The 13,015-nt window shown below is 64.2% G+C and carries 13 protein-coding genes; 7 read left to right on the top strand and 6 right to left on the bottom strand.

What is annotated here, in order from left to right:
- Positions 1-4: 4 nt before the first annotated feature.
- Together G453_RS0106460 and G453_RS22720 are read left to right on the top strand one after the other, a co-directional pair.
- Complete coding sequence (locus tag G453_RS0106460) at positions 5-499, top strand: hypothetical protein (protein WP_027190390.1); 495 nt, start codon at positions 5-7, stop codon at positions 497-499.
- A gap of 285 nt (positions 500-784) precedes the next feature.
- Complete coding sequence (locus tag G453_RS22720; RefSeq protein WP_051271854.1) at positions 785-2,686, top strand: methyl-accepting chemotaxis protein; 1,902 nt, start codon at positions 785-787, stop codon at positions 2,684-2,686.
- Between the two features lie 9 nt (positions 2,687-2,695).
- On the opposite strand, the gene G453_RS0106450 is transcribed toward G453_RS22720, so the two are convergent.
- The 5 genes from G453_RS0106450 to G453_RS0106430 form a co-directional block, all read right to left on the bottom strand.
- The gene (locus tag G453_RS0106450; RefSeq protein ID WP_027190389.1) at positions 2,696-4,054 is read right to left on the bottom strand and encodes an NAD-dependent succinate-semialdehyde dehydrogenase; all 1,359 of its coding nucleotides are present in this window, start codon (positions 4,052-4,054) and stop codon (positions 2,696-2,698) included.
- A 73-nt stretch (positions 4,055-4,127) separates the two neighbouring features.
- Positions 4,128-5,354, bottom strand: coding sequence for a serine hydrolase (locus tag G453_RS22715; RefSeq protein ID WP_156920828.1), 1,227 nt, complete (start codon positions 5,352-5,354; stop codon positions 4,128-4,130).
- A gap of 274 nt (positions 5,355-5,628) precedes the next feature.
- The gene (locus tag G453_RS0106440; protein WP_027190388.1) at positions 5,629-6,249 is read right to left on the bottom strand and encodes a FlgO family outer membrane protein; all 621 of its coding nucleotides are present in this window, start codon (positions 6,247-6,249) and stop codon (positions 5,629-5,631) included.
- Positions 6,250-6,377: 128 nt separating this feature from the next.
- Positions 6,378-6,911, bottom strand: a complete 534-nt coding sequence (locus tag G453_RS0106435) for a hypothetical protein (protein ID WP_156920827.1) — start codon at positions 6,909-6,911, stop codon at positions 6,378-6,380.
- Between the two features lie 166 nt (positions 6,912-7,077).
- On the bottom strand, positions 7,078-7,527 hold the full coding sequence (locus tag G453_RS0106430) for a hypothetical protein (protein WP_043644707.1): 450 nt from the start codon (positions 7,525-7,527) through the stop codon (positions 7,078-7,080).
- Positions 7,528-7,825: 298 nt separating this feature from the next.
- On the opposite strand from G453_RS0106430, the gene G453_RS0106425 reads away from it, so the two are divergent.
- The 5 genes from G453_RS0106425 to G453_RS0106405 all read left to right on the top strand — a co-directional run bounded on the left by G453_RS0106425 (position 7,826) and on the right by G453_RS0106405 (position 11,520).
- A complete protein-coding gene (locus G453_RS0106425) occupies positions 7,826-8,062 on the top strand; it encodes a hypothetical protein (protein ID WP_027190385.1) in 237 nt (78 codons plus the stop codon).
- Positions 8,063-8,133: 71 nt separating this feature from the next.
- Entirely contained in the window at positions 8,134-8,349 is a 216-nt protein-coding gene (locus G453_RS0106420) for a hypothetical protein (RefSeq protein ID WP_027190384.1), read from the top strand.
- A complete protein-coding gene (locus G453_RS0106415; RefSeq protein ID WP_084502142.1) occupies positions 8,321-9,097 on the top strand; it encodes a lysophospholipid acyltransferase family protein in 777 nt (258 codons plus the stop codon). Before G453_RS0106420 ends, G453_RS0106415 begins: the two co-directional genes overlap by 29 nt.
- Entirely contained in the window at positions 9,082-10,734 is a 1,653-nt protein-coding gene (locus G453_RS0106410; RefSeq protein WP_027190382.1) for a ribonuclease J, read from the top strand. The genes G453_RS0106415 and G453_RS0106410 overlap by 16 nt, the downstream gene beginning before the upstream one ends.
- Before the next feature lie 579 nt (positions 10,735-11,313).
- The gene (locus tag G453_RS0106405; RefSeq protein ID WP_027190381.1) at positions 11,314-11,520 is read left to right on the top strand and encodes a hypothetical protein; all 207 of its coding nucleotides are present in this window, start codon (positions 11,314-11,316) and stop codon (positions 11,518-11,520) included.
- Between the two features lie 147 nt (positions 11,521-11,667).
- On the opposite strand, the gene G453_RS0106400 is transcribed toward G453_RS0106405, so the two are convergent.
- Positions 11,668-13,014 carry a TolC family protein gene (locus tag G453_RS0106400; RefSeq protein ID WP_027190380.1) on the bottom strand — a complete coding sequence of 449 codons (1,347 nt, stop codon included), beginning with the start codon at positions 13,012-13,014 and terminating at the stop codon, positions 11,668-11,670.
- Position 13,015 lies beyond the last annotated feature (1 nt).

Genomic DNA, 13,015 nt, shown 5'->3' with positions numbered 1-13,015 from the left:
TCATATGTTGGACGACGAATCCACCCTGGCCCGCGACATCATCCGGGTCTTCATCCTGGAGCACTGGGCACGGTTCTATTTCGCCAAGGACAAGGACGGACAGACCGTGCTGGACATCCCGGCCGAGGTCATGGAGAAAATCCGCGAGACCCACGCCGAGCTGGTTCCCATGCTGGAAGAGACCAACGGCACGGTGCTCACCTATGAGGAATCCTGCAAGAACGTGGGCGCGTTCGTGTGCCGCCTGCTGGACGGCCCCAAGTACGCCCCCGGCGTGGTCACCAAGGCCATGGACTCCAAGCCCTTCAAGATCGAGATGCACCTGTTGTCGCTGTGGCTCAAGGGGCACGAGAGCTACCTGGACGCCCACGACCTGAGCTACGACGACTGGCTGGAGATGTTCGTCAACTGGAAGCAGATGGACCAGGTGAAAGCCTTCATCGAGAAGCTCCAGAGCACCCCGCCGCCGGCGGCGAACACCGCCAACTCCGTTCACTAAGAACGCGCCGCCAGCCTTCTCCCGAACTCCCTGCGGCCATGCCCATTTGGGCGTGGCCGCATTTTTACTTTGTGTTTCTAAGGAATGTTCGCTAGTGCTTTTTCGAACAATATTCGCACCCTGCCAGGTCAAGAGCGCACCCGCACGGTTTTTCCGGATGCCCCCGATGCCCCGGAAACGTTTCGCCTGACAGGACATTTCCATACTCCCGCGTTTCAGGCTGGGACGGATACACGCGAAACCAGCTTGCCCTTGCTCGGCAAGCCAAGCCATCCGGGTGATGTTATGAAATCATACGGCATCAAGACGAAACTGATCCTCGGCTTTCTGGCGACAGCCCTCATCACGCTCTCCGGCGGGATCATGGGGCTATACGGGATCAACGCGTTGGACAAGGCGGTGATGGATTTCGGCCAGGCCCGGATGCCCGCCTTGGACAGCCTGCGCCGCGTGAAAGCGGACCTGGTGGAGATCACCTCCGCCATGCGGGGCCTGCTGGTCCCGGGCATGAGCCCCCAGACCCGCGCCGTGCAGTACGAGGCCATCGAAAAGGGGCGCGAGCGCTACAAGTCCAACATGGACGAATACAAGCGCCTGCCCCACTCCCCCGAGGAGACCAAGGCCGTGGAAGCCATGCTGGCAGAGATCGATACCTGGCGCACGGTGAACAACTCGGCGCTTGATCTTTCGCACCAGTGGGACGCCTCGGGCATCGCCTTCCCCATGGAGCTGCGCAAGAACATCAACCTCTTCCGGGGCGACCACTACAAGGCCATCACCCAGGCCCTGGACTACGTGAACCTGGGGCTGGCCTACCAGGGCGGCTCGGACCCCACGGCCTGCAACTTCGGCAAGTGGCTGGCCGCCGAAGCCAAGACCATGGCCAATACGCGCATCCAGAACGTCCTCTCGCAGGCCATCCCGCACCACAACGCCTTCCACGCCGGCATCGGACGCATCAAGGAACTCGCCGCGCAGACCCGCCATGACGAGGCCTTGGCCGAATACCGCAAACTGAAACCCAGCATGGACGCCGTGTTCGAGAACTTCGAGCTTCTGCTGAAGTCCGCCGACGAGGCCGACGCCATCCAGGCCGCCATGGTCCACAAGGTGTTCCAGGAAAGCTACAAGCAGCAGCTGTCCTTCATGGAAAAGCTCGAGGCACTCCTGAAAGACAACTCCGAAAAGACCGCAGCAGCCAAGGACGAGGCCCTGGCCACCGGCGAAAACATGCGCAGGCTCTCACTCGCCGCCATGGCCTTGAGCCTTGCGGTGGCGGCCGCCATCGGCGTGCTGGTCGCGCGCCTTTTCACCGCGCCGCTCACGCGGGGAGCGCAGCTGGCCCAGGCCCTCTCCAAGGGCGACCTGACCGAGAGCGCCCATTCGGACGGCGGCGACGAGATCGCCCAGCTCACCAACTCGCTGGGTTCCATGGTGGACACCCTGCACGGCGTGGTGGAGAACATCCAGGAGAGCTCCAGCGCGGTGGCCGCAGGCAGCCGCCAGACCAGCAGCGCCGCCCTGGCCCTGTCCCAGGGGGCTGCCGAGCAGGCTGCCTCAATGGAGGAAGTCTCGGCCACGCTGGAACAGATGAGCGCGACCATCGCCAACACGGCGGACAACGCCCGGCTGACCGGGCAGCTTGCCGAGCGTGTGGCCGCAGAATCGCGCAAGGGCGGGGAGTCGGTGTCGCAGGCCTCCCAGGCCATGCGCAAGATCTCCGAGGGGATCCTCATCATCGAGGACATCGCGCGCCAGACCAACCTGCTGGCCCTGAACGCAGCCATCGAGGCCGCGCGGGCCGGGGAGCACGGCAAGGGCTTTTCCGTGGTGGCGGCTGAGGTGCGCAAGCTGGCCGAACGCAGCCGTCTGGCGGCGGCGGAAATCGGGACCCTCTCCAGCGAAAGCGTGGCCGTGGCCGAGGAGGCCGAGCACTCGCTTTCCGGACTTTTGCCCGACATCCAGAAGACGTCCCAGCTGGTCCGGGACATCTCGTCCGCCTGCGCGGAGCAGCGCTCCGGGGCGGACCAGATCAACCTGTCCATGCGCCAGCTGGATCAGGTGACCCAGACCAACGCGGCCGCTGCCGAGGAGATGGCCTCCACCTCCAAGGAGCTGGAAGAGCGCGCCGCCGATCTGGCCCAGGCCGTGTCCTTCTTCACGCTCAAGCACAAGGCCCTGAAGTAGAAACGGGGCTTACGGCAGGCGCAGCACCTTGGCGTTGACGAACTCCAGGAGCCCCTGGCGTCCAAGCTCGCGCCCGAAGCCCGAGTCCTTCACGCCGCCGAACGGCAGCCTGGGGTCGGACTTCACCAGGGCGTTCACGGCCACGGTCCCGGCTTCGATGAGCCCGGCCAGCTTGCGCGCCAGGGCGGCGTTGCGGCTCCAGACGCTGGCCCCAAGGCCGAAGCGGGTGCGGTTGGCCAGGCGCAGGGCCTCCTCGGCGTCGTGCACCGTGGTGATGCTGGCCACCGGGCCGAACACTTCTTCCTCGAACACGGGCATGCCGGGGCGCACGTCAGCCAGGATCACCGGCCTGAAATAGAACCCCGGCCCGGGCTCAGGCCCGCCCTCCAGCACCACGCGCGCGCCCATGGCCACGGACTCGCTGACCTGTCGCTCCAGGTTGCGGCGCAGGTCGTCGCGGGCCATGGGGCCGATGCGCACCTCTGGCCGGGTGGGATCGCCCATCTTGAGCAGGCTCACCCCGTGGGCCATGCGCTCTATGAATTCGTTCACCACAGGACGCGCCACCAGGAAGCGCTTGGCGGAAACGCAGGTCTGTCCGGCGTTGTAGAAGCGCGCGCCCACGGCAGAGGTTGCGGCCAGGGTGATATCCGCGTCGGCCAGCACGATGAACGGGTCGGACCCTCCAAGCTCCAACACGGCCTTCTTGAGCGCGCCACCGGCTGCGGCGGCCACGGCGGCCCCGGCCCGGCAGGAGCCGGTGAGGCTCACGGCGCGCACGCGCCGGTCCTCGATCACGGCTGCCACGCGCTCGTCGGGCAGGACGAGCGTGCGCATGAGGTCAGCGGGCATGCCGCACTGCGAGAAGATCTCCTCCACGGCCAAAGCGCAGCCGGTGACCGACGGGGCGTGCTTGAGCAGGAAGGAGTTCCCGGCCATGAGCACCGGGGCGGCGCAGCGCAGCACCTGCCAGAAGGGGAAGTTCCAGGGCATGATGGCCAGCACCGCGCCCAGGGGATCGAACACGATGCTTGCGTCCTCGGGGGCTCCGGCGGGCTTCTCCGGGCGCAGCATCTCTTCGGTGTGGTCGGCGTAGAAGCGGCAGACGTTCACGCAGCGCTTCATCTCGGCCAGGGCCTCGCCTGCGGGCTTTCCCATCTCGGCGGTTATGAGCGCGGCCAGCTCGGTGGTGCGCGCAGCCAGGATGTCGGCGGCCTTGTGCAGGCACGCGCCGCGCTCCGGAATGCGGAAATTGCGCCAGCAGCGAAGCGCTGTCTGGTTGACGGCGAGGATGTCCTCGACCTGGGCGGGGGTGTGCCACTCGTACCGGGCGATCTCCTGGCCGGTGGCGGGATTTGTGCTTAACATTGCTGAACCTCAAAAAAACGGGCGTCCGGCCCTGTGGCCGGACGCCCGGAGTACGTGCAAGCAGGCCGCAAGTCTAGTGGGGCATCGGGTCCTTGCCATGCATGGCCACCTGCTGATGCGAACCGCTCTTTTCGGCGGCGACGATCTTGAAGCCTTCCTCCACCAGACGGGTGGCCTCGCGCTCGCGGATGCGGCGGTTCTTGGCCCCGAGCACCACAGCAACCAGACGGGTATCGCCGCGCTTGGCCGTGACCACGATGTTGAACCCGGAAGCGCACACGAAGCCGGTCTTCAGCCCGTCCACGCCCTCCACCTTGCCCAAAAGGGAGTTGGAGTTGTGCCGGACGCGGTTGTTGCGGGTGAACTCGGTCATGGAGTGGATGGACAGGGTCTCGGGGAAGGTCTTCAGGTAGGTCTGGGCCAGCACGGCCATGTCGCGGGCGGTGGTGACCTGCCCTTCGGCGGGCAGGCCGTTGGGATTGAAGAACTGGGAGTTGGCCATGCCGATCTCTTTGGCCTTGCGGTTCATGGCTTCCACGAAGGGGTGGGTGTCGCCCTTGCCCAGGTATTCGGCCACGGCCACGCAGCCGTCGTTGGCGGAGGCGATGGCGATGCCCTTGATGAGGTCGTCCAGGGTGACGGACTCTCCGGTCTTCAGGCGCATGGTGGAGCCGCCCGCGTGGCTGGCTTCCTGGCTGACGGGGATGGACTCGTCGAGCTTCAGGGTGCCCTCGCGCAGGCGTTCATTGATGAGGAACAGGGTGAGCACCTTGGTGAGCGAGGCAGGGGGGATGGGCATGTCGGGCTCCTGCGCGAAGAGCACGCGCCCGGTCTGCATGTCCATGACCAGTGCGGCCTTGGTGTCCACGCCGAATTCGCCCTTGTAGGAATCCGGAAGCGCCGGGGGAGCGGCCTTTGCCTGCCTGGACTCCCTGGCCTCACCCGCAGCGCGCTTCTTCCCCTTGGACGCCGACTTCGACTTGGCGGTGTCGGCAGCCTTTTCGCCGGACTTGGCCTCGGACTTGCCCGCAGACTTTGTCCCGGCCTTGCCCTCGGCCTTGGCTCCAGTCTTGGAAGACTGGTTCGCCACATCCTTCTTGGATTCGGCCTTGGCGTTGCGTGTGGACTTTGACGACTGCCCGCCGTCTTTCTTGGCGGAAGATTTGGCCGAAGACTCCACCTTCGCGGCGGTCTTCTTTCCGGACTGCTCGGTCTGGGTGGACTTGGCCAGCGAGAAATCGCCCGGCAAGAGCATGCTGAGCACTACCAAGGCGGCTACGAACACCGTCCATCTGCGCATTCCGTCGATCTCCATATCGGCTGGTCGCCGGTTGTCAGCTTGTCCCGGTCCACGGGGGACAGACCTGGGTGCGGCCTGTTGCGTGGAAACCGGTCATCCTGGAGGGCAGGATGCGTTCACCTCGTGCGGGTCGGAAAATCCCTAGCGCAACACGGCAAACCCATGCAACCCATTTTTTCCTTTCATTTGCATTACAACATATTGAAGCGTCCCTGTTGCAGTGGCGACACAGGGCGCAACAGTACGTTGCAGAAACATATCAGAGCACGGAAGTCTACTGGGCGGGCTGTTTATCTTCTGAGATAACAGGTTGATTTTCCTGTGCTTTAATCTCAGGCTGAACGGTCTGGGGGGCCGCAGGCTTCTCTTCGGGCTTTGATTCGGGCTTGGGCGCGGCAGGCGTCAGGCGCGACAGATCGCCCTCCAACTGACTCACCAGAAGTTCTGACGCAGTGGCGATGGAGCGCAGGTCGCCCTTGGCGTAGGCGTTGCGCGCGGCCACGATGCTGCCGCTGGCCACGTCCACCAGCCGGGCGTCCAGGCGCACCGAGTTGCCGTTCTTGGCCACGGACCCGGTCAGCACGCCCTGCGCGCCCACCATGGTTCCGATGGCCTGGGCCACGCTGCCCGGCGCGTTGGAGCCCTGGCCGAACTGCATTTCATCCAGCACCTTCTTTATGGCGGCACGTTCCACCACGCCAAACGAACCGGAATTCACAGCGGCAGTGATGAGAAACTCCGCCGTGACGCGTCCCAGGTTGTCCTTGACCGCCTCCGATGTGACAGGGTCGAACTCCAGGATGGCGATCTTGTAGGGCTTGGGCTGCGCCTGGGCGAAAGCCAGGCCCGAGCAGGCCAGCAGGAATATGCAAAGCGTCGAGACGAGTGTGCGCATGACAGCCTCCAAAACGCGCGGACCATACAAGGAAGGGGGCGAGGCCGCAAGGGCAGCGGGCGGCCATAAAAAAGCGCCGGTCGGCATGGCCGCCCGGCGCTTGAAGGCTCTTTGGTCTGACGCCCGCGCTACTGGCGCACGGAGCGCTCGAAGCGCGACTCCTTGCGCTCGATCAGGTAGCGGGCGAAGTCGGCGGCGTCCATGAACACCACGTCGGGCGAGCCCGCGTTCTGGGCGATGGGAGCGAACTGGCCCAGCATCCCGGCGTCCTCGTGAATCCACCACTTTCCGGCGGGGATCTCCGTGCCGCAGCAGGGCGTGGCCATGTCGGACTGGGCGTAGCCCCAGCGCTGGCCCTTGAACTTGGGCATGTTGGTGCACACGCTCTCCACCAGGGCGTCGATGTCGGCGTCGGTGATCTCGGACTTGCGCTTCCAGTAGTCCAGGCGGCGCACTTCCACGGCCAGCTTGCGGATCTCGCCGTACAGCTCGTCCAGGGTGGGGCTGGCGTGGGAGAAGGTGCGGCGGCGGCGGGCCGGGTCCAGCACGTAGAAATATTCGTAGCCGCCGGAGGGCTCTTCTTCGCCGGTCTTGGCGACCTCGAAGCCCTTGGGCAGCACATCGGCCACCAGGCGGCGCAGGTTCATCGGAACGTAGCTCATTGTAAGTTCTCTATATCAAAAGGGAAATTGAAATACTCACTGCAAAAGCCTGATGTAATTACATCACGTTCCGCAGTTTGTAAAGATGGATACAGGCATATTCCGCACTAAAGCAGGGCCCGAAGCAGAAAACAGGGCCAAGGACGGCCTGCGGACCTGAAAGCGTTCAGGCAGGAGAGAAGGAGCAGACCCGAAGAGGGACGCCCACGGGCGTGCCCAGCCCCATGCCCACGTCGACCGTGACCGCGCCGACCACCGGAAGGACCATGGAGACGCTCGCCCCCGCGTCGCGGTCCGCGCGGTAGGCGATCTTGAAGACAGAGCATTGGGGACAGGAAAGAGACGTGCCGCACCCGCTGAGCGACGTCCCGGCGTTGGCGCAGCCGCTCATCTCTCCCAGGCGCAGACCCAGGATGGACAATGGCTCCCGCAGATCCAGCAGCGCATTGAACCGTGCATTGGTGAAGAGCACCTGCCAGAACTCGTTCAACACCGCGAGCGCCACCGGAACAGCATCCAGCAGCACGCCATGAGCAGCAGCTATCTCGCTGCGCATCATGCCGAGTTCATGGACCTGCATCCTTGGCCCAAGGCCCTGAAAGATCGATGCGTCCACGTGCCCCCCTAGCATTTTGCAGCGCTAACCAAACAGCACCTGGAAAAACGGATCGCTTCCAACGCATCGCACCATGCGTCACGCCAGCACTCTCCGTAGCCATTCGTCACACACCAGTCAACAAACAAGCACCGCATGGCAGATTTATATCATCTCCCCTCCGGAAACTCCCTTTCCCTACCTGATCCCACACCAGAAAAATGAACAACTGTTCAAATCATGAGCCATGAACCACTGCCGCAAGTTACACCCGTCGACAATCTTCTGGAAAAAGCCTACCCTCAGAAGAGAGGCTGCCATGAAATACATCATCTTCGAGGATTTCGCCGGGCACCCGGCGCCCATCCTGTTCCCCAGCCGCATAAGCCACGGCGAGATGCGCGAGCTGGTCCCCTACTCGAGCGTCCTGTCCGCCGGATACGTCGAGGCAACGGACGGCGCCTTCCGGGTGCACGGGCACTCCGTGTCGCTCGGGGCAAAGTCGCGCCCGCAGGATCTGGAGATCATCGTGCGCCATCTTGCCCCCGAGGCCTAGATTTTTCCCGCCCGGGACGCTACACACCCCTTGTTGACGTTCATTCCCTATACAATACTCAGGAGAGTCACGTGGAAGAAGAATTCGAGATCGACCCCCAGGACCTGCTCCTGGAAAACGCCATGCGCGTCGTGTTCAAGGCCGCTGAAATGCTGGACGCCGAAACCCTTACCAGCACCCAGCTGAAGGACATCTCCGGCGCTCTGCTCGACGCCACCCAGATCGTCGTGACCATCGAATCCGCCTGCGGATGCGACCATGACCACGAGACCGAGGAAGCCGAATAGCACGCGCCAGATGGCCATTCTGCACAAGATCCTGTTCGTTCTGTTCTTCCCGCTCCTGACCGTTGGCGTCAGCGCCGCATGCTGGCTCACGGCCGGGATCGGGAAGAACGCCAGCGTGGCCCATTGGTGTCAGTGCCAATGGGCCAGGCTGGGCCTGTGGATATCCGGGGTGCGCATCAAGGTGGACACCTCCAGGCTGGACCCGTCCACGCCCTACGTGTTCCTGGCCAACCACCAGAGCCAGTTCGACATCCCGCTGATCCTGGCGGCGCTCGGCAAGCACTGGAACGTGCGCTTCGTGGCCAAGGAGGCCTTGTTCAGGATTCCCCTGTTCGGCCCGGCCATGGTGCGCACCGGGCACATTTCCATCCTGCGGGAAAACTCGCGCAAGGCCATGAAGTCCATCGACGACGCCGTGGCCGCAGCGGAACGCGGCATCTCCGTGCTCATCTTTCCCGAGGGGACCCGCAGCGACACCCCCGAACACCTGGGCGACTTCAAGATCGGCGGCATGATCATGGCGCTCAAGTGCAACCGCCCCGTGGCGCCGGTCATCATGACCGGCTCCTACGAGGTGCTGCCGCGCGGGTCCTGGATTCCCAACCCCGGAGTGGTGCACATCGAAGCCCTCGCGCCCTTCGATCCCTCCGAGCGGTACACCCTGAAACAGCGCGAGGACTTCAGACTCTGGCTCAAGGAACACATGGAAACAGCCTATCAGGAGCGACGGTCATGCCGGACGACGTAACCCTCTTCCCACTGGGAGGCCTGGGCGAGATCGGCATGAACTGCCTGTGCATCTCAAGCGGCGACTCCATGGTCATGGTGGATTGCGGCCTCATGTTCCCCGAAGACTACCTCTTCGGCGTGGACGTGGTCATCCCCCGCTTCGATTTCGTGCTGGCCCGCAAGCACCAGCTCAAGGCCATCATCCTCACCCACGGACACGAGGACCACATCGGCGCGCTGCCCTGGCTGCTCCCCTACGTGGACGCGCCCATCTACGGCTCGCCCTTCACCCTGGCCCTGGTGGCCAAGAAGCTCGAAGAGCACGATCTGCTGAAAACAGCCGACCTGCGCCCCGTCCAGAAGAACGACCGCGTGGAGATCGGCCCCTTCGCCTTCAATTTCTTCCAGGTGTGCCACTCCATCGTGCACAGCTACGGCCTGGGCATCGAGACCCCGGTGGGCCGCATCGTCCACACCGGCGACTTCAAGATCGACCGCTACCCCCTGGACGGACACCTCACCGACCTGGACGCCTTCAGCGCCTTCTCCGACCCCGGCATCCTGTGCATGCTCTCCGACTCCACCAACGTGGAGCGCGAAGGCTTCGCGCTCACCGAGATGGAGATCAAGCAGTCCCTGGGCGAAATTTTCCGCAAGGCCACCGGACGCATCATCGTCACGCTCTTCTCCAGCCACATCCAGCGCATGCAGGAGATCTTCGATCTCGCCCACGAGACAGGCAAGCGCGTGGCCGTGTCCGGCAGAAGCCTCGCCAGCAACATCGAACTGGCGCGGGACCTCGGCTATCTGCGCATGCCCCCCGGTGTCTGGGCCTCGCTCGACGAAATGCCCGGCCTGCCGCTGGAAAAGTGCGTTCTTCTGGTCACCGGCTCCCAGGGCGAACCGCTCTCCGCCCTCTCGCGCCTCGCCGCAGGCGACCACCGCCAGATGCGCGTGCAGGCAGGCGATCTGGTGCTCATGAGCTCGCGCTTCATCCCCGGAAACATCCGCGCCATCTACAAGCTCATCGACAAGCTCTACCGCCTGGGCGCCGAGGTGCTCTACGACCGCGTGCAGGCCATCCACGCCTCCGGCCACGCCCACAAGGAAGAGCTGTCCATCATGCTCGGCACCGTGCGGCCCAAATTCTTCATCCCCGTGCACGGCGAATACCGCCATCTGGTCAAGCACCGCAGGCTGGCCCTGGAGCACGGCGTCACCCCCGAGCGCGCCCTCATCATCGAGGACGGCCAGCCCATCACCTTCCGGGGCGAGGGCGGCATCCGACTGGAAGACCCCATCCTGGTGGAGCAGGTCTACGTGGACGGCAAGGGCGTGGGCGACGTGGGACAGACCGTGCTCAAGGAACGCCAGCTCCTGGCGGGCGAAGGCATGGTGGTGGTAATGCTCGTGGTGGACGAGAAGACCGGGCAGATCATGATCGGACCCAACCTGATCTCCAAAGGCTTCGTGTTCGAGCAGCACTACTCCCACGTGCTGGAAGACGCCAAGTGCATCATTCTGGACACCATCGACTCCGTACCGCCCGGCAACCCCGACAAGCTCAAGGAACGCATCCGCTCCGCCCTGCGGCGATTCTTCCGGAAAGTGCTGGATCGCGACCCGGTGGTCGTGCCGCTGTTTATCTCGTTGTAGAGCAATGCTGGGGCGCAGCCCCTGCCCCCCCCCAGGGCTCTGCCCTGGACCCGCCAGGGGGATGATCCCCCTGGACCCTGCATCCGCTTCGCGGGCAGCATCGTTACTGTTCAGAGAACTCGCAAGAATGCCCCGAAACGCGCAAAGCCGCGTTTCGGGGCTTTTTTATTCTTGAAATCATTGTTCCCAACGATGTCAGATAGCCGGGATGTACTGCCTCGAATACTCCCGACGGACCATCTGCGTCTTCGTCCTGCCCCACGTCTCGCTGAGGCAGATCGAACTTGCGTGCAGGGGGCTGGGTGCTGTCACGGTCGGGTTCTGGCGGGCGGGCGACGAATCGTCTTCACATCGGTTCTAGCCCGCCCGCCAGGACACGGACGGGACAGCACCCAGCCCCCTGCCATCCCCCCCCACGATGTGAAGCGAAAAGCTTTTTTGAGACGGGGATCGACCAAAACGCATTGCCGTGTTCGACTTTTTCCGAATATGTTGTAAAATTGAAACCGATGCTGATGACAAGGTCTCTGTCAATCACAAGCTCCCGTACCACCTGACTCTCACCACAGGAGACTCCAGATGAAGGCAATCCTCAAGAAGAAGCTTGAAAAAGCGGTCAACTTTATCCGTGAAGTCCACGACGACATCGAAGCGGAAGGCGCGGAAGATCTTGATAACTATGGTTCACGCCTTGAAGACCTAGCCGTGGAACTTGATGACATCCTGGAAGAAATCGAACGCGGAAATGACGAGGACAGCGTTGACGACCGCTTCCAGGTTGAATGAACCCCTCCTCCAAAGGCGCTTTTCCGACTATTCCCGCCTGCACACGACGCGAAGCCAATAGCCGGGTCCAGGGGGAGGCTTCTCCCCCTGGCGGGTGCAGGGCAGCGCCCTGCCGGGTCTGGGCGGAGCCCAAGCTCTATCTCTTCATCACTCCGCCTTCAGCGGCCCACCCAGCGCATATTCCAGCCGCACCAGCGCGGCCTGCTCCTGCATGAGCGCCTGATCAAACTTGAGGCGCGCATGCAGCAGCTCCAGTTTTGCCGTCAGCGCGTCCAGCTCCGAGAGCTGCATGGCCTGGGCGTACTTGCCAGCCCAGGCGGCGGCGCGTTCGGCAGGCGGGATGACGCCAGTCGATAGGGCGTCTGCGGTCTGCTTGGCGAGTCCCGCGTCTTCCAGGGCGCGCTGGACCTCTTCGACAGCTTCGGCCCTGGCATCCTGATGGAGCCGTTCGGCCTGGCGCAGGCGATAGACTGCCTTGGCGCGCTGGGCCTGGTTCTGGTCGAAGATGGGCAGCTCGAGGGACGCGCCCGGCCCGAGGGTGCGGTTGCCCTCGATGTCGTAATCGTAGCCCGCGCCGACTTCGAAATCCTTGAGCCAGCGGACTTTTTCCAGCTCCTTGCCGCTCCGGGCGGCCTGGATGAGATAGGCGGCGGCCTGGACGTTCAGGTTGTTGGCCACGGCGTATTCGGCGGCCTTGGCGGGGTCCGGCAGTGGCAGGGATTTTTCGGGCACCGGGCCGGTGATGTCGAAGGGGGCAGTGACGCCCATCAGGCGAGCAAGCCGCGCCTTGGCGATGGCGGCGCGGGACTTGAGCTCGGCCACCTCCAGCAGAGCCTTGGCCGATGCGGCTTCCAGGGCGGCCATGCGGCCTTCGTCGGTCAGACCGAAGCTGCGGTATTGCTTGGAGGAGTCGGTGAGTTTCTTCGCCTGGGCGGCCACGTCCGAGGCCAGGGAGACGCTGCGCTTGGCGTAGGCCAGCTCCAGCCAGGCGAGTTTCGCGTCGCGGGCGGCGATCATGGCGTCGCGCCCCACGGTGAGCACTTCACGTTCCAGTTCGGCCTGGGCCTTGGCGGTGCGGTCCTTGATCTCGGCGAGGTCGGAGACGGAGATCATGGCCTGGGCGGCGAGGCTGGCCAGCGGCCCGCCCGAGAAGAGCGGGAAGCCGAACAGCGCGGCCACGGAGGGGTTTCGCGGCAGCCGGGCCTGGACGAGTTCGGCCTTGCCGACGCCGATCTCTTCGAAGCGGGCCTGCACGCCGGGGTTGTTGATGAGGGTCAGGCGGACGGCGTCCTGCATGGTGACGCCGCGCGCCAGGATGGCCTGGACCTCGGAATTCACGAAAGCCTCGTCCTCGGGCGTCTGCACCCAGAGGGGGCGGGTGTCGTGGCGGGCCTGGGCGATGTCGGACACCTTGCCGAAGTCGGTCTCGGGCTGCACTTTGGCGCAACCGGCGGTCACCAGGAGGAGGCAGAGGAGTATGGGTGCGCGGCGCATG

The sequence above is a fragment of the Fundidesulfovibrio putealis DSM 16056 genome (assembly GCF_000429325.1).
In the GTDB taxonomy this organism is placed as follows: Bacteria; Desulfobacterota; Desulfovibrionia; order Desulfovibrionales; family Desulfovibrionaceae; genus Fundidesulfovibrio; species Fundidesulfovibrio putealis.
Note: the sequence above shows the minus strand (reverse complement) of the source record. Positions and strands in the feature narration are given on the sequence as shown.

Excerpts from the sequence above, each read along its gene's own strand:
- G453_RS0106460 (WP_027190390.1), top strand. The coding sequence starts at position 5 with ATGTTGGACGACGAATCCACCCTGGCCCGCGACATCATCCGGGTCTTC.
- G453_RS22720 (WP_051271854.1), top strand. The coding sequence starts at position 785 with ATGAAATCATACGGCATCAAGACGAAACTGATCCTCGGCTTTCTGGCG.
- G453_RS0106450 (WP_027190389.1), bottom strand. The coding sequence starts at position 4,054 with ATGTTAAGCACAAATCCCGCCACCGGCCAGGAGATCGCCCGGTACGAG.
- G453_RS22715 (WP_156920828.1), bottom strand. The coding sequence starts at position 5,354 with ATGCGCAGATGGACGGTGTTCGTAGCCGCCTTGGTAGTGCTCAGCATG.
- G453_RS0106440 (WP_027190388.1), bottom strand. The coding sequence starts at position 6,249 with ATGCGCACACTCGTCTCGACGCTTTGCATATTCCTGCTGGCCTGCTCG.
- G453_RS0106435 (WP_156920827.1), bottom strand. The coding sequence starts at position 6,911 with ATGAGCTACGTTCCGATGAACCTGCGCCGCCTGGTGGCCGATGTGCTG.
- G453_RS0106425 (WP_027190385.1), top strand. The coding sequence starts at position 7,826 with ATGAAATACATCATCTTCGAGGATTTCGCCGGGCACCCGGCGCCCATC.
- G453_RS0106415 (WP_084502142.1), top strand. The coding sequence starts at position 8,321 with ATGACCACGAGACCGAGGAAGCCGAATAGCACGCGCCAGATGGCCATT.
- G453_RS0106410 (WP_027190382.1), top strand. The coding sequence starts at position 9,082 with ATGCCGGACGACGTAACCCTCTTCCCACTGGGAGGCCTGGGCGAGATC.
- G453_RS0106405 (WP_027190381.1), top strand. The coding sequence starts at position 11,314 with ATGAAGGCAATCCTCAAGAAGAAGCTTGAAAAAGCGGTCAACTTTATC.
- G453_RS0106400 (WP_027190380.1), bottom strand. The coding sequence starts at position 13,014 with ATGCGCCGCGCACCCATACTCCTCTGCCTCCTCCTGGTGACCGCCGGT.